11 protein-coding genes are annotated in these 15,685 nt (G+C 60.4%); 9 read left to right on the top strand and 2 right to left on the bottom strand.

The window, feature by feature from the left end; genetic code table 11:
* Window positions 1-848: 848 nt before the first annotated feature.
* From A6A03_RS10985 to A6A03_RS10945, 9 genes are all read left to right on the top strand, one after another.
* Window positions 849-2,030, top strand: coding sequence for a M24 family metallopeptidase (locus tag A6A03_RS10985; protein WP_066787862.1), 1,182 nt, complete (start codon window positions 849-851; stop codon window positions 2,028-2,030).
* Between the two features lie 64 nt (window positions 2,031-2,094).
* Window positions 2,095-3,216 (top strand): AAA family ATPase, encoded by a 1,122-nt coding sequence (locus A6A03_RS10980; protein WP_245668956.1) that lies wholly within the window; start codon window positions 2,095-2,097, stop codon window positions 3,214-3,216.
* On the top strand, window positions 3,213-3,863 hold the full coding sequence (locus A6A03_RS10975) for a DUF4276 family protein (RefSeq protein ID WP_066787859.1): 651 nt from the start codon (window positions 3,213-3,215) through the stop codon (window positions 3,861-3,863). The genes A6A03_RS10980 and A6A03_RS10975 overlap by 4 nt, the downstream gene beginning before the upstream one ends.
* Window positions 3,864-4,187: 324 nt before the next feature.
* The gene (locus A6A03_RS10970; protein ID WP_066787856.1) at window positions 4,188-5,285 is read left to right on the top strand and encodes an ABC transporter ATP-binding protein; all 1,098 of its coding nucleotides are present in this window, start codon (window positions 4,188-4,190) and stop codon (window positions 5,283-5,285) included.
* Between the two features lie 9 nt (window positions 5,286-5,294).
* The gene (locus A6A03_RS10965; RefSeq protein WP_066787853.1) at window positions 5,295-6,164 is read left to right on the top strand and encodes an ABC transporter permease; all 870 of its coding nucleotides are present in this window, start codon (window positions 5,295-5,297) and stop codon (window positions 6,162-6,164) included.
* A complete protein-coding gene (locus A6A03_RS10960) occupies window positions 6,161-7,027 on the top strand; it encodes an ABC transporter permease (protein ID WP_066787850.1) in 867 nt (288 codons plus the stop codon). The genes A6A03_RS10965 and A6A03_RS10960 overlap by 4 nt, the downstream gene beginning before the upstream one ends.
* A gap of 26 nt (window positions 7,028-7,053) precedes the next feature.
* On the top strand, window positions 7,054-8,208 hold the full coding sequence (locus tag A6A03_RS10955; protein WP_245668955.1) for a polyamine ABC transporter substrate-binding protein: 1,155 nt from the start codon (window positions 7,054-7,056) through the stop codon (window positions 8,206-8,208).
* A 169-nt stretch (window positions 8,209-8,377) separates the two neighbouring features.
* Window positions 8,378-9,055, top strand: coding sequence for a 4-vinyl reductase (locus A6A03_RS10950; protein ID WP_066787847.1), 678 nt, complete (start codon window positions 8,378-8,380; stop codon window positions 9,053-9,055).
* Window positions 9,056-9,073: 18 nt separating this feature from the next.
* Window positions 9,074-10,012, top strand: a complete 939-nt coding sequence (locus A6A03_RS10945; protein WP_066787844.1) for a pentapeptide repeat-containing protein — start codon at window positions 9,074-9,076, stop codon at window positions 10,010-10,012.
* Window positions 10,013-10,052: 40 nt separating this feature from the next.
* Here the strand turns inward: A6A03_RS10945 and uvrA are convergent, their stop codons facing one another.
* On the bottom strand, window positions 10,053-12,977 hold the full coding sequence (gene uvrA, locus A6A03_RS10940) for an excinuclease ABC subunit UvrA (protein ID WP_066787841.1): 2,925 nt from the start codon (window positions 12,975-12,977) through the stop codon (window positions 10,053-10,055).
* A gap of 116 nt (window positions 12,978-13,093) precedes the next feature.
* Complete coding sequence (locus A6A03_RS10935) at window positions 13,094-14,314, bottom strand: phenylacetate--CoA ligase family protein (RefSeq protein WP_066787838.1); 1,221 nt, start codon at window positions 14,312-14,314, stop codon at window positions 13,094-13,096.
* Window positions 14,315-15,685: the final 1,371 nt, after the last annotated feature.

The following is a 15,685-nucleotide window of genomic DNA, read 5'->3' as shown; positions in this document are numbered from 1 at the left end:
TGCGTCTTGGCTTGCTTGGCGGCTTTGGAGTTGGCCCTCACCCCCCGGCCCCCTCTCCCACCTGACGGCGGGAGAGGGGGAGCCGTGTGGTTAGCGGGAGAGGCACTGCTCAGGCGGAACCCCGCAGCGCCCCTCTCCCGCGCTAGTGGGAGAGGGGTAGGGGGTGAGGGTTGCCCCTCCCCCAGCGGGGGAGGGGTTGGGGGTGGGGGCAACGTAGGCTCTCGCTGCGCCATAGCACCCGGCCCTGAAGGGCCGGGCTAGAGTGAACCGATGCATCTCCGTGCGACGGAGCGCGGGCGGCTCGCCCGCGGGAATGGCTGTGAGATGCGATGCGGGCCAGCGGCCCGCGCCCCTCATGCGGCGGAGAAGCCTCGTATGGAGTGCGGCAGTTTGACTGCCGCACTCCATGTTGACGATACGGTAGGGGGGAGGGTGAAAGGTGCATCCCAGTGCGACGGAGCGCGGGTGGCTCGCCCGTGGGAATGGCTGCGAGATGCGATGCGGGCCAGCGGCCCGCGCCCCTCATGCGGCGGAGAAGCGCCTTGTATGGAGTGCGGCAGTTTGACTGCCGCACTCCATGTTGACGATACGGTAGGGGGGAGGGTGAAAGGTGCATCCCAGTGCGACGGAGCGCGGGTGGCTCGCCCGTGGGAATGGCTGCGAGATGCGATGCGGGCCAGCGGCCCGCGCCCCTCATGCGGCGGAGAAGCGCCTTGTATGGAGTGCGGCAGTTTGACTGCCGCACTCCATGTTGACGACAATTGAAAGGCGCGCCGCCGATCCGCTGGCGCAACTGGTACACTGCTACTATATAGTTGATTCGCCAACCTTGATGATGGAGCGCCACGATGGATCTGTACCACGAAAAATTGCACCAAGCCGGGGAATTGCTCGATGCGCACGATCTTGACCTCTGGCTGATCTTGGTGCGAGAGACGTCGGAACACACCGACCCAGCCTTGAAACTGCTCGGCCACTTTTCACTGACGTGGACGACGGCGATCATGGTCACCCGCAGCGGGCGAGCAGTGGCGCTGGCCGGCTTGGGTGATGATGAAGCGCTGCGCCGCACCGGCCTGTTTGATGAGGTGCGCCCGTATACCCAGAGCATCGGCCCGGAATTGGTGAGACTGTTGCAGAGCTATGACCCGCAGCGGATCGGGATTAACATCAGCCGGAGCGATGTCAGCGCCGATGGCTTGACCTACGGGATGTATCTCAACTTGGGCGATTACCTTGCCGGCACTCCCTACCGCGAGCGGCTGGTCTCGGCGGAGCATTTCGTCGCCGCGCTGCGCAGCCGCAAGACGCCGCAAGAAGTGGCGCGCATGCGCGCTGCCGCTGATCTGAGTATGCGCATCTTTACCGCCACCGGCGACTTTCTGCGTCCCGGTGTCAGCGAGCGCGAGGTGGCGGCCTTTGTCCATGCCCAAACCCACGCGGCTGGCGCAACCACAGCGTGGGATCCCGTCCACTGTCCCGGCCTTAACGCTGGCCCCAACTCGCCGTGGGGCCACACCGGCCCATCGGATGAAGTCGTGCGGCCCGGCGAAATCTTCCACATGGATTTTGGCGTCCAGCTCGACGGCTACTGCTCGGATCACCAGCGGGTCTGGTATTGCCTGCGGCCCGGCGAGCACGAGCCGCCAGCGGAAGCGCAGCACGCCTTTAACGCGGTCAAGGCGGCGATACGCGCTGCCGCGGCGGCCATCCGGCCCGGCGTGGTAGGGTGGGAAATCGACGCGATCGCGCGCCAGACCATTACCGCTGCCGGCTACCCCGAATACCCGCACGCGCTCGGCCATCAGGTGGGGCGCGCGGTACACGATGGCGGCGTGGGGTTCTACCCGCGCTGGGAACGCTACGGCGACAAACCCTACGGCACGATCGATGCCGGCATGGTGTTGACCCTCGAACTCGGCGTGCGCACGCGCTACGGCTACATCTCGCTTGAGGAAGAGGTACTGGTGACGCCTGACGGCTGCGAGTGGATTGGGCCGCCGCAAGAGGAGTTGTGGCTGATCCGGTGAGACAGGTTGGAGTGGCGTGGTACAATAACACCACGCCACTTCACTGCAAGAGAACAGGTCGCTTATGGCTGGCCGGATGCTGACAAACATCAAGCTGCGAGGGTACACCACCTTTCGCGAACTCGATTTGGAGTTAACCCCGATTAATGTGTTGATCGGGGCGAACGGCGCCGGCAAATCGAATCTGATTGCGCTCTTTACGATGCTCAATCAGATGATGAACGAATCCTTGCAGCTCTACGTCGCGCGAGCTGGCGGCGCCGACCGGATCTTGCACTACGGCAGCAAGACCACCGAGCGGATGGAGTTGGAGTTGTGGTTCACTGACGACCAGCAATCGGTTGCTAATGGCTATCGTTGTGAATTCGTGCCGGTGCGTGGTGAGCTGTGGTTGGCGCATGAGTCGACCTATTTTCATGATTTCCAGTACTCGCAACCGCTCCAGCGCAGTGAGTCCAACAAACTACATAGCGAATCGCTCTTGCCGCAGTGGGCAGTTAGCGATGGCGGCGTCGATCGATTTGTTTATCGGGATATGAACTCATGGCGGCGCTACCACTTTCACGATACCGGCCCCACGGCGCGAGTCAAGCAACCATGCTCGTTGCGCGACCGGCACTTTCTCCACGCCGATGCAGCCAATCTAGCTGCGTTTCTCTTTCAGTTGGCTGAGCATCACCCGGCTGAATACCGCGCCATTATCGAAACCATCCGGTTGGCGGCTCCCTTCTTCGGTGACTTCGTGCTCAGGCCGCAACCGCGCAATTCTGATCTGATAACGCTTGAGTGGCGCGAGCGCGGTTCCGACTTTATTTTTGGCCCTGATGCCCTATCTGATGGCACGCTGCGGTTTATCTGTCTGGCAACGCTCTTCCTGCAACCCTCGCGGTATCTGCCGGCAACGATTGTGATCGACGAGCCGGAATTGGGCTTGCATCCGTATGCCATTACCTTGCTCGCCGAGCTGGTGCGCAAAGTGGCCGCCAAACGGCAAGTGATCCTTGCTACCCAGTCGGTAGCGCTGGTCAACCAATTCGCGCCGGAAGAGGTGCTCGTGGTTGACCGGCGTGAAGGCATTTCCACCGTGCGCCGGCTAGACAGCGCCACCCTTGAGCATTGGCTGGCCGATTACGCGCTTGGTGAGCTGTGGGAGAAGAATGTGCTGGGAGGCAGGCCACAGCCATGAAGCGGATCTTGATCCTGTGCGAGGGGCAAACGGAAGAGTCGTTTGTCAACGATATCTTGAATCCGCATTTGGTCACATATCAGCGTTGGGCTGTGCCAATATTGGCTGTGACCAAGCGCACGGCTACCGGATCGCATCGTGGCGGCATTGTGTCGTATGACAAAATGCGGCATGATATTATCAAGTTGCTGCGCGACAGCGATGCGCGTTGTGTGACGACAATGATTGACTATTATGGTTTACCTGCTGATTTTCCCGGTAAAGCCATTGTGCAGGGCCAATCGCCGCACGAACGGGTCGCTGCTCTCGAACGCGCATTGGCTGATGATATCAGTGATAGGCGATTTTACCCCTTTCTGATGTTACACGAGTTTGAAGCGTTGCTGTTTTCGGCTCCCGACATCTTAAAGGAACACCTACGACCATCAAATCCGCAACGCTTGTTTGGCTCGATTGCCCAATTTGCGACGCCAGAAGAGATTAACGATGGCCCTGACACTCATCCGGCTGCCCGCATCACACGCAGCAAACCGGACTACAGCAAACGAATTGATGGAATCCTGATTGCGAAGGCCATTGGCTTGGCAACGATGCGGGAACGCTGCCCCCATTTTGATCAATGGGTTGGGTATCTTGAAACGTGCTAATGTGATGAAGCCGCACGGCTGTGGCGCAATCTTTATCGGTTGCGGTGATTGATGTGGTTGGAGCCGCACAGCCGTGCGGCTCTACTTATCCGTGCGATGCTGCATTACTGGTTTTCTGTGCATTGCGCCACAAGATTCCGCCAATAGATTATGGTATACTACTGCTAAACTAACGCACAGTGTGATGCCTGCAGGCCACGATGCCAATGACTTCTCTTGACCTTGTTTGGGTGAAGCGTTGCGACGCGAGACGGCTGGCGTAACCAGCTCCTCGTTGGTCGCTACTCATCACTGGTGAGCCAACCAGTTGGGAGGAGTGTTCAGGTGAGCGACTCGATCGCGATTGAACTCCGCGATGTCGTCAAGCGGTTTGGCGACGTGGTTGCGGTCGATCACGTTAATCTCCAGATCCGTGACGGCGAGTTTTTTTCGATGTTGGGGCCGAGCGGTTGCGGCAAGACCTCAACGCTGCGCATGATCGCCGGTTTCGAGCTGCCCACCGCGGGCAGCATTCTCATCCATGGCCGTGAGATGGGGCTAACCCCGCCTCACCTGCGCCCGGTGAATACGGTTTTTCAATCGTATGCCCTCTTTCCCCACATGACGGTGGCCCAAAACGTGGCCTTCGGCCTTGAGATGCGCAAGGTGCCGAAAGCCGAGATTGCCCGTCAAGTGAAAGAGGCGCTTGAATTGGTGCGCTTGAGCGGGTTGGAAGAGCGGCGTCCGCGCCAGCTCTCCGGCGGGCAGCAGCAGCGGGTAGCGCTGGCCCGTGCGCTGGTCAACCATCCCGAAGTGCTGTTGCTGGATGAGCCGCTTGGTGCGCTTGACCAAAAGCTGCGCAAAGAGATGCAGCTCGAACTGAAGAGTTTGCAGGCCCGCGTCGGCATTACCTTTGTCTTCGTGACCCACGATCAGGAAGAGGCGCTGACGATGTCTGATCGGATTGCGGTCATGAATAAGGGCAAGCTGCTGCAAGTCGGCACGCCGACCGAGATCTACGAACGACCCAATTGCCGCTTTGTGGCCGATTTTATCGGCGAGACCAACTTCATCGATGGTGTTGTAATCGGGCGTGATGGCAACTACACCGTGCTCGAAACGCCGGAAGGGTTGCGTTTCCGCGGTTTGGCGACGCGCCCGCTCAGCGATGGCACGCAGGTGACGTATTCGATCCGGCCGGAAAAGGTGCGGTTGCTGGCCCCTAATGGCGAATTGCCTCCCAATGGCTTAGCCGGCACGGTGATGACGGTGAACTATATCGGCAGCGATACCCGCATTACCGTGCGGATTAACGACCGGCGCACGATCGATATCTGGGAACAAAATACCCGCTCGACGCTCGACCGGGACGAATACTGGCAACCGGGTGAAGCGGCGGTGATCGTCTGCCCGCCCGACAATGCACTCGTGCTGAGTGAGTAAGGAGGGGTGATGGCGACGATCCAGCAACAGCAACAGCGCCGCGACCGCATCCGGCTGGCGCTGTTACTCACTCCCGGCCTGCTCTGGCTGCTGCTCTTTTTTGCCCTGCCGCTGGTCATCATCTTTGTCTACAGCTTCATGACCAACGACGCGCTGGGCCGGGTGGTCTACGAGCCGACGCTGAATAACTACATCACCATCTTTACCCAGAGCCTGTACGTCAATGCGTATTGGCGCTCGATCTGGACGAGTGTGTTGACGACGGTGATCTGTCTGCTGATCGGCTATCCACTGGCGGTCTTTATTGCCCGCAGTCCGCAGCAATGGCGGATGCCGTTGCTGATGCTGATCCTGATCCCATTTTGGACCAATTTCTTGGTGCGGATTTATGCGTGGCAAATTATTCTCGCCAACAACGGCATCATTAACGGCTTTCTTGAGATGATCGGCGTGGGCCGGCTGACCCTGCTCAATACCGAAGGCGCGACCTTGGTTGGCTTGATCTACGGCGAGTTGCCGTTTATGGTGTTGCCGCTCTATGCCGCCATTGACCGGTTTGATTTCACCCTCATGGAAGCCGCCGCCGATCTGGGGGCGAATAAGGTGCAAGCGTTTTTGCGCATTATGTTGCCGATGACCATGCCCGGCATTGTGGCCGGGTCGGTGCTGGTCTTCATTCCCACCCTCGGCCAATTTGTGGTGTCAGAGCTATTGGGCGGGGCGAAGGTTGACTACCTCGGCAACCTGATCCAGCGCCTCTTCTTGCGCGCCAACCCGATCAACTGGCCGCTTGGCTCGGCGATGGCGGTGTTGATGATGTTGGTGCTCTTGGTGCTGATTATGATGTACTTCCGCGTCACCTCGGAGGAAGAGCGATGATCAAAACGGCGCCTGCTACCACCGCCTCGGCGCGCATTCGCGGCGCTTTTAGCGAGGGCCGGCTGACGTGGAGCGGTCTGGCGCTCACCGGGTTTTCGATCCTTGTCTACCTGTTTCTGTATGCGCCGATTGTCATTCTCGTGCTCTTCTCGTTTACCCGCGACGAGTTCGGGGTGCGGTGGACCGGTTTCACGTTTGATTGGTACATTCGCTTGTTCAACAACCCGCGCATGATGGGTGCGGCGTGGAACACACTAGTGGTAGCGACCGTCTCGACGATCGTCTCGACCATTATCGGCACCCTGCTGGCGATGGCGATGGAGCGGTACCGCTTTCGCGGGCGCAACGCGATGGAAGGTTTGATCTATTTGCCGATCGTGGTGCCCGAAATTGTGATGGCGGTAGCGCTACTAGCCTTCTCGGCGATTGTCTTCGATGTGATCAAAATGGTCACTGGCGAGACGCTGCGCCGTAACTTAACCACTGTCACCATTGGCCATATTGCCTTTAGCATTTCGTTTGTGGTGGTCGTGGTGCGCACAAGTTTGAAGAATTTCGATCGCCGGCTTGAGGAAGCTGCCGCTGATTTGGGCGCCGATAGCTGGCAAACGTTCTGGCGCATCACGTTTCCGCTCATCTTGCCCGGCATCATCGGCGGCGCATTGCTTGCCTTCACGCTCTCGCTCGATGATTTCATCATTTCGCTCTTTCTCTCCGGGCCGGGCACTTCACTCTTGCCGGTGGAGGTGTATAACCGGGTGCGGCGCGCTGTCACGCCGGAAATTAACGCGATCTCAACGCTAATGCTGATCCTGTCGATGGCGCTGGTGGCGCTCTCGCAATTGTTGCAGCGGCGGCGGTGAGAGCATAGCAAAAGGAAGGGAGACCAATGATGCAGATGCTGCGGGTGCTTTTGGTTGCGTTGCTGCTGGCGGTATCGTTGGCAGCGTGCGGCGGCAGCTCGGCGACAAGTCCGGGGAATGAGTACGGCGCTAGTGGCGGTGACTCAACTGCACCAAGCGATGGGGTGGATCGGAGCAAGTTGGCGAAGGAACTCTATTTCTACAACTGGTCAGATTATATCGATCCCGCTGTGCTCGATCAGTTTGAGGCGGAATACGGGGTCAAGGTGATTGTTGATACCTACGACAGCAACGAAGATATGCTGGCCAAGGTGCGGGCCGGCAATTCGGGCTACGACATTGTGGTGCCGTCGGACTACGCCGTGCAAATCATGATTGCCGAAGGTCTGGCTGCGCCGGTCGATAAGACCTTGCTGCCTAACCTTGTCCATCTCGATCCCAACTTGCTCGATCAGTATTTCGACAAAGGCAATGCCTATTCAATCCCGTATATGTATGGCATTACCGGCATCGCCTATAACACCAAATTCTTCCCCAACGGCATTGATAGCTGGGCGGCGATTCTCGAACCAAGCCAAGTGGCGCCATTCGCCGGCAAGTTTAGCATGCTCGACGACGCGCGTGAGACGCCGGGAGCTGCGCTGCGCTATATCGGCCAGTCGCTCAATTCGACCGATCCGGCGGCGCTGGCGCGGGTGAAGGAGATTCTGCTGGCGCAGAAACCGTATCTGGCCGCGTACAACAGCTCGGATGTGAACCGCAAGCTGGCTAGCGAAGAGTACGTGCTGGCGCATTCGTGGAGCGGTTCGGCGATGCAGGCCCGCAACGGGTTGGGCGATGAGTTCAGCGGTAATCCTAACATCGCGTTCGTGATCCCGAAAGAGGGCGGGATGATCTGGATGGATAATATGATGATCCTGAAAGATTCGCCGCACGCATATACGGCCCACGTCTTTATGAATTTCCTGATGCGGCCAGAGGTGGCGGCGCAGAATGTCGAGTATATCGGCTATCTGACGCCGAATAAAGATGCCCTAGAGCTGCTGTCGCCTGAGATCCGCGAGCTGTACGCCCAAGGCTTCGCCCCCGACGAAGAGATGTATAAGCGGCTTGAGTGGGCGGTGCGGAACGAAGGCACAACCGCTTTCGATGACTTGTGGACTGAGATTAAAGGCCAGTAGCGAGAGGATGGTGGGGCGACGGATGCGTCGCTCCACGTCACCCCCCACCCGTCAGGGCGACGTATGTGTAGGGCGAGGCATGCCTCGCCCTTACAATTTGTGTCCGTTTTGCGTTTATTATGGTATCCTAGGCTCATCCGCCAGTTATGGATGCGCAGAGGAGGATGGCATGGAGATCCGTGATCGCCCCGACCATGATCCGGTCGCCGAGATGCTGTTGGTTGATGCGTATATGCGGTGGGCGTTGCTGGCGGCAGAGGAGGTCATCGGGCGGAACGGGTTGGCGGTTGTGCTGCGACAGGCTGGGTTGAGCCAATTGATCGGCAACTATCCGCCTGAACAACTGAAGGCGACCAGTGGTTTAACCTTCTACCATTACGCTTCGCTCAATGCCGGGTTGCTGAACTTTTTTGGCCGCTCGGCGCGGAGCATGGCGCTGCGGATCGGTCGCCGGACGGCGCGGCTGGCGATTGAGCAGCAGAGCGCGTTGTTCGGTACCGCGGCTTTGATCGCCTCAAAGGTGTTGCCGTTCGCTACCCAAGTGAAGTTAGGGTTAGCAGCGATGCAAGCCGGGTTGCGCCGGCTCAGCCAAACGGTGAACCAAGATCGCCGGCTGGCGATCGAGGATCGTGGCGAGGCGTGGGCCTATATTGATTATACGTGTTCGATGTCAGCCGGTAAGCAGGCTGATGAACCGATCGGCTATATCCAATGTGGTGTGCTGCAAGAGGCATTGCATTGGCAGACCGGTCGTGAATTTGCCGTCGAGCAAGTCGCTTGCCGTTCAATGGGTGCGCCGGCGTCGATTTGGCTCGTGTCGAAGACGCCATTGTTGCCTGTCAGTTGATGGATAAAGGAGGGCCGTATGGCCGACCTAACCCCCGATCAGATCTACGATTTACTCAACCGGCCCGGCCCGCTCTGGTTAGTCGGCGCGAATCTGAATGGCGCTAACCTGAGTGCGGCGAACCTCAGCCACGCTAATTTGAGCGAGGCCCAATTGAGCCGGGCCCGGCTTACCGATGCTAATCTGTTTCGGGCCGATCTGAGCGTTTGTGAGTTGGGCGGCGCGAACCTGAGTTGGGCTAATCTCCGTGAAGCAAAGCTGAATTGGGCGCAATTGGTGCGGGCCGATCTGAGCGATGCCGATCTGCGCAAAGCCGATTTGAGCTGGGCTAACCTTGAATTTGCTTCCTTAGTTGGCGCGAATCTGCGCGGCGCGAACCTCAGCGCCGCCGATTTTAGCGGCGCGAATTTGTACGGCGCGAACCTGAGCCTGTGTAATCTGAGCGGAGCTGATTTGCGCGATACGGTGATGATCGGGGCCAACCTCAGCGAAGCGCAACTCCGCGAAGCGCAATTGGTGAACCTGAGCGGGGCGAATTTGAGCGGGGCGATCTTGATCCGGGTGAGCCTCAATGGCGCGAATCTCAATGGCGCGAATTTGGCGAGCGCGAATCTGATGCACGCGAATCTGCGCGAGGCGACGCTCGATGAGGCTAACTTTATCGGCGCCAATCTTAGTGAAGCCAATTTGGGCGAGGCGAGTCTGTGTAACGCCGATTTTAGCGAGGCCAACCTCAGCGGTATTTACCTGAGCGGTGCGAATCTGCGCAATGCGATCTTGACCCGCGCTAACCTGTCGCGTGCCAATCTGAGCGGGGCCAACCTGCGCGGCGCGAATCTGCGCGGGGCCAACCTGCGCGAGGCGAGCTTGGCCGAGGCCGATCTGACCGATGCCGATTTGACGGAAGCTGACCTGCGCGATTGCGATCTGACCGGCGTGAAGGGGTTGGCAATGTAAATGTGACGAAGACGGCTCAGCGGGCCGTCTTCGTCAATTCCTAATCGGCGTACACCCGTGTTTCTGACCCGCCGGCTGCTGCCACCGGTTCGAGGATTTCGCGCAAAAATCTGCCAGTATGCGACGTCGGATGGCGGGCAACCTCTTCCGGCGTCCCCAGCGCCACCACTTCACCGCCGCCGTCGCCGCCTTCCGGCCCCATATCGATCACGTAATCCGCCGTCTTGATCACGTCGAGGTTGTGCTCGATCACTACCACCGTGTTGCCGGCGTCAACCAGCCGGTGCAAGACCTGCAACAGATGCTGAATATCGGCGAAATGCAGGCCGGTCGTTGGTTCGTCGAGGATGTAGATTGTGCGTCCGGTAGCGACGCGGGCCAACTCCTTGGCTAGTTTCACCCGCTGCGCCTCACCGCCAGAGAGGGTGGTAGCCGGTTGGCCCAGCTTGATGTAGTCGAGACCGACATCGTGCAGGGTCTGCAAGATGCGTCGCACCCGTGGCACATTGGCAAAAAACTCCAGCGCCGTCTGCACGTCCATCTCTAACACATCGGCAATCGTCTTGCCCTTGTACTTGACCTGCAACGTCTCGCGGTTGTAGCGTTTGCCCTTGCATTCGGCGCAGCGCACCCAAACATCGGCCAGAAACTGCATGTCAATTTTGATTTCGCCGTTGCCCTCGCAGGCTTCGCAGCGCCCGCCGCGAATGTTAAAGCTAAACCGGCCGGGGCCGTAACCGCGCAACTTGGCTTCCGGCGTCTCGGCGAACAGCTCGCGCAGCAGATCGAAGAGCTTGACGTACGTGGCTGGGTTTGAGCGCGGCGTGCGCCCGATCGGTTGCTGGTCAATGTTGATCACCTTATCGAGCCGGTCGAGGCCATGCAATGCGCGGAAGGGGCCGGGTTTGAGCTGGGCCCGGTTGAGCCGGTTGGCCAGCGCCGGGTAGAGCGTTTCGGTGATCAGCGAGGATTTGCCCGACCCAGACACGCCAGTGACGGCGATGAAACAGCCGAGCGGGAAGTTAACGGTGACATCACGCAAGTTGTTGAGCGTCGCCCCTTCCAGCGTCAGCCAGCCGTGCTTGGGTTGGCGGCGGGTGGCCGGGATCGGGATGGTCAGCCGGCCCGATAGGTACTGGCCGGTGAGCGAGGTCGGGTGTTGGGCCACCTGTTCCGGCGTGCCGGCGGTCACGACCTGCCCGCCTTTGACGCCGGCGCCGGGGCCGAAGTCGATGATCCAGTCGGCGGCTTGCATCGTTTCGAGGTCGTGCTCGACGACGATTAGCGTGTTGCCGAGATCGCGCAGCCGCAACAGCGAATCGAGCAATTTGCGGTTGTCGCGCTGGTGCAAGCCGATGCTCGGCTCATCGAGGATGTACATCACGCCGACCAACCCTGACCCGATCTGCGAAGCGAGGCGAATGCGCTGCGCTTCACCACCGGACAGCGTCGGCGCGGCGCGGTCGAGGGTGAGGTAGTGCAGGCCGACATTGTGCAAGAAACCGAGCCGTTCGCGAATCTCTTTCAGCACATCACCCACAATCGCCTGCTCGGTCTCGTTGAGGTGGTTGGGCAGCTCGCGCGCCCAATCGAGCGCCTGCGCCACATTCATACGGGTGACATCGCGGATCGAGCGGCCAGCAACGCGCACCGCCAAACTTTCGGGCCGCAAGCGCGCCCCCTCGCAATCGGGGCAGGGTTGCTCGCTCATATACTGGGTGTAGTACTCGCGCATCGCGTCCGAGCCGCTCTGCATATAGCGCCGCCGGATTTCGCTGGCCAACCCTTCCCATGTGCGGTAATACTCGCCACGGGAGCCGCTCTCGTTTTCCCACGCAAACCGGATGCGCTCGGCGCCGCTGCCGTAGATAATCGCGTTGCGCTGGCGTTCGGTGAGTTCGTCCCACGGCTTGTCGAGGTCAATCTGATAGTGCGCGGCAATGGCGAGCAGCGCCTTATAAGCCCACGTATCCTGTTTTTTGCGCATCTCGCCCCAGTACGTCACTGCCCCCTCGTGGATCGAGAGCGCGCCGTTGGGCACCAGCAGCGCCGGGTCAACCTCAAGCCGCGCGCCGAGGCCGGTGCAGGTCGGGCAGGCGCCTTGCGGCGAGTTGAACGAAAACATCTGCGGGGTGAGTTCGGGGAAGGAGATGCCGCACGACGGGCAGGTATTGCTCTCGCTCATCAGCCATTCGCGGGGTTGGGCCGGATCAGCCGGCTCATCGGCGAGACTAATAATCACCTTCCCTTCCCCCACCCGCAACGCCGTCTCGATACTGTCGGTCAAGCGCGTGGTAAAGCTGTCGAGGTCGCCATTGCCGGCAGCTTGAGGCATCGCCAGCCGGTCAATGACCACTTCAATCGAGTGTTTGACCTTCTTGTTGAGCTTAATCTCTTCGTCGAGCGAGCGGATCTCGCCGTCAACCCGCACCCGTGCAAAGCCTTCGGCTTTGGCTTCGGCGAAAATATCTTTGTACTCGCCTTTGCGTTGGAAAACGACCGGCGCCAGCACCATAAAGCGGGTGCCCGCTGGCAAAGCCAACACCCGATCAACCATCTGTTGGGCTGATTGGGCGGCGACAGGCTGGCCGCAGCGGTGGCAGTATTGGTGGCCGACGCGGGCAAACAGCAGGCGCAGATAATCGTAAATCTCGGTGACGGTGCCCACCGTCGAGCGCGGGTTTTTGCTGGCGCTCTTCTGCTCGATGGCAATCGCCGGCGATAATCCTTCGATCAGATCGACTTGCGGCTTCTCCATCTGGCCGAGAAATTGGCGCGCATACGCCGACAAGCTCTCGACGTAGCGCCGTTGCCCTTCGGCGTAGAGCGTATCGAAGGCCAGCGAACTCTTGCCCGATCCGCTCACGCCGGTCAGCACGACCAGCCGGTCGCGCGGAATCTCGACATCGATCCCTTTGAGGTTATGTTCGCGCGCACCCTTGATTACGATTGTCGTCTTGGCCACCGCCGTCTCCGCTGAGGTACGAACGAAGAGAAAGCGCCGCCCCGTTGGCGACGCTACCAATTCTGTGTTTTAGTATACCACGGTTTGCTAGAACAAACGAACTAGGCACGATGCGCTTACGTCCACGTGCGCTGGTCAACGAACGGCTTGGCGTCAGGCGGCAATTCGGCAACCACTTCGACTTTGCAATGGAGCTTGATCGCTTCGTGCAATGCCTGCGCTGCGGCGTCGCGCAAGCTAGCGTGATCGGCATCGCCAGCGGGCAAGAGCCGGCAGATCAGCTCGTCGCGGTGATTTTCGCGCACGACGACCGCTTGATACGCCTGCACCCCCTCTAGCCGCCGGATCGCTTCGGCGATATGGCGCGGATGGACGAACAACCCGCGCACTTTGACGCTTTCGCCGCTGCGGCCTAGCCAACCCACCAAGCGCGGCGTCTGAATCACTGTTGGCTCATCAGACACCATCAGCGCTGACAGATCGCCGACGGCAAAGCGAATGAGGATGTAGTCGCGGCGGAAGAGGGTCACAACCACCTCACCGGTTTGGCCGGGAGGCACCGGTTCGCCGGTGTTGAGATCGCAAATCTGCACCAGCGCATCTTCCGGCAAATGCCAGCCGTGCCGTTCGGGGCCGTTGTACCCAAGGTTGCCGGTCTCGGCGGTGCCATAGCCGTCGTAGACCAGAATCCCGTACTGCTCTTCAAACAGCTTGCGCAACGAGGGCGGCAGCGGCTCGGCAGCGACGAAGGCTTTGTTGAGCGGCCACGAGCGCGGATCGTGCCCTTGTTCGATCGCCTTTTCGAGCAGCGCCTTGAGGTAGCTGGGCAAGCCGGCGTAAGCGGTGACGCCAAGATGGGCCATGGCCTCGATCTGTTGGGCTTGATTACCGATTCCAGCCGGAATCACCGCGCAACCAACCGCGCGCGCGCCCTCTTCAAACATCACCCCGGCGGGGGTCAGATGGTAGCCAAAGCAATTAAGCACCACGTCATTGGGGCCAAAGCCGGCAGCGCGGAAGGCCGGCCCCCACCGCCACGGATCGGGTTCATCAGATTCGGGATCGTAGATCGGGCCGGGAGATTGGAAGATGCGGCGCAATCGTGAGAGCGGTACGGTCAACATCCCGCCCAACTGCGGCCCTTGCCGTTGCAGCTCAACCAACTGCTCTTTGCGCAAAATCGGCAACCGGCTCAGGTCGGCGGTGGTCTGAATATCAGCCGGCGTCAGTCCGGCAGCCTCCATCCGTTGGCGAAACGCTGGCGAATGCTCATAGCCAAACGCGACAATCTCGCGCACGCGCTGGTCAAACCCGGCGTAAAAGGCTTGAATGTCCATCTCGTCACCTCGTGCTTCAGACAACGACGCGCAGGCGCAATGGTCTTCCGGCGCTCGCGCAACGTTGTGGCGTCACTGGTTTGCAAACCGCACTCGCAAGGGTTGTTGTACTCAGCATTGTACCGCATTCGCCCCTAACAACCAACTGCGGTAACGTCAAGACGCAGGAGAGCCGGACGGCTGTCCGGCTCCGCAAAGGCGCAGAGGGGATAAACGCAAAGACGCAAAGGACGCAGCGGGCGCAAAGGGTTTTTGGATGCCCCCACCCCCTTCCCCTCCCCCAGCGGGGGAGGGGAAGCGACACCTTTCAGATAGCCTCTTCCGCTAAAGCAGGAGATTGCTGCGGGCGCTCCGCGCCCTCGCAATGACAAAAGATTGGCAGCGCCGCTCCCCGCTTGTCATTGCGAGCCGCCGAAGGCGGCGAAGCAATCCCCCGCGAGTACGCGAGCGGAACCTTGCCGCCGAAGGAGGAACGTGCTGCGAGTGCTGGCGGTAAACAGACCCTCACCCCCAACCCCTCTCCCGCAACGCGGGAGAGGGGCGCTGCTGTGTTCCGCTCAAGCAATGCCTCGTCCGCCCATCACGCGGCTCCCCCTCTCCCGCCGTCAGGTGGGAGAGGGGGTTGGGGGGGTGAGGGACAAACGCAAAGGCGCAAAGGGATTGGGGAGGCCCCCACCCCCAACCCCTCCCCCGCTGGGGGAGGGGAGTTTGGCTCCTCCCTCCATTGGAGGAAGCCCGGAGGGGCAAAACCGTGCCGTTCCCGCTCACCCGGCAGCTCCCCCGCTCCCGCCGTCAGGTGGGAGCGGGGCCGGGGGGTGAGGGTGAACGCTAAGACGCCGTAGAGCTGGACGGCTGTCCGGCTCCGCAAAGGCGAAGAGGGGATAAACGCAAAGGCGCAAAGGACGCAGAGGGCGCAAAGGGTTTTTGGATGCCCCTACCCTAGCCCTCCCCCGGAAGGGGAGGGAGTCAGCCTCTTCCCCCAGCGGATTGAGGGGCGGACAGAACGTTTGATCGAGTACAACTGTCGAACGCTGTGCGATGCCATATAGCCCCGTGCTGCGCTCCTCATCACCCCTCCCCCAGCGGGGGAGGGGCAAGGGGTGGGGGCATCAGCCCGCGCAGCGGGCTTCGTCACCCTAGCCCGGCCCTTGAGGGCCGGGCACGAGCTGAGGCATCCGTCCCGCTCAAGCGGGAGATTGCTTCGGTCGGGCGGCACCCTGCTACGCTGGGTGCCGCCACTCCCTCGCAATGACAGACAGGACTCGCCAGCGCACAACAGACCCCTCTCCCTCCAAGTGGTTGAGGAGCGGACAGAACGTTTGATCGAGTACAACTGTCGAACGCTGTGCGATGCCATATAGCCCCGTGCTG

The organism is Chloroflexus islandicus, from assembly GCF_001650695.1.
GTDB classification, from domain to species: domain Bacteria; phylum Chloroflexota; class Chloroflexia; order Chloroflexales; family Chloroflexaceae; genus Chloroflexus; species Chloroflexus islandicus.
This window is presented reverse-complemented; position numbering and strand designations above follow the sequence as displayed.

Excerpts from the sequence above, each read along its gene's own strand:
- A6A03_RS10985 (WP_066787862.1), top strand. The coding sequence starts at position 849 with ATGGATCTGTACCACGAAAAATTGCACCAAGCCGGGGAATTGCTCGAT.
- A6A03_RS10980 (WP_245668956.1), top strand. The coding sequence starts at position 2,095 with ATGGCTGGCCGGATGCTGACAAACATCAAGCTGCGAGGGTACACCACC.
- A6A03_RS10975 (WP_066787859.1), top strand. The coding sequence starts at position 3,213 with ATGAAGCGGATCTTGATCCTGTGCGAGGGGCAAACGGAAGAGTCGTTT.
- A6A03_RS10965 (WP_066787853.1), top strand. The coding sequence starts at position 5,295 with ATGGCGACGATCCAGCAACAGCAACAGCGCCGCGACCGCATCCGGCTG.
- A6A03_RS10960 (WP_066787850.1), top strand. The coding sequence starts at position 6,161 with ATGATCAAAACGGCGCCTGCTACCACCGCCTCGGCGCGCATTCGCGGC.
- A6A03_RS10955 (WP_245668955.1), top strand. The coding sequence starts at position 7,054 with ATGATGCAGATGCTGCGGGTGCTTTTGGTTGCGTTGCTGCTGGCGGTA.
- A6A03_RS10950 (WP_066787847.1), top strand. The coding sequence starts at position 8,378 with ATGGAGATCCGTGATCGCCCCGACCATGATCCGGTCGCCGAGATGCTG.
- A6A03_RS10945 (WP_066787844.1), top strand. The coding sequence starts at position 9,074 with ATGGCCGACCTAACCCCCGATCAGATCTACGATTTACTCAACCGGCCC.
- A6A03_RS10935 (WP_066787838.1), bottom strand. The coding sequence starts at position 14,314 with ATGGACATTCAAGCCTTTTACGCCGGGTTTGACCAGCGCGTGCGCGAG.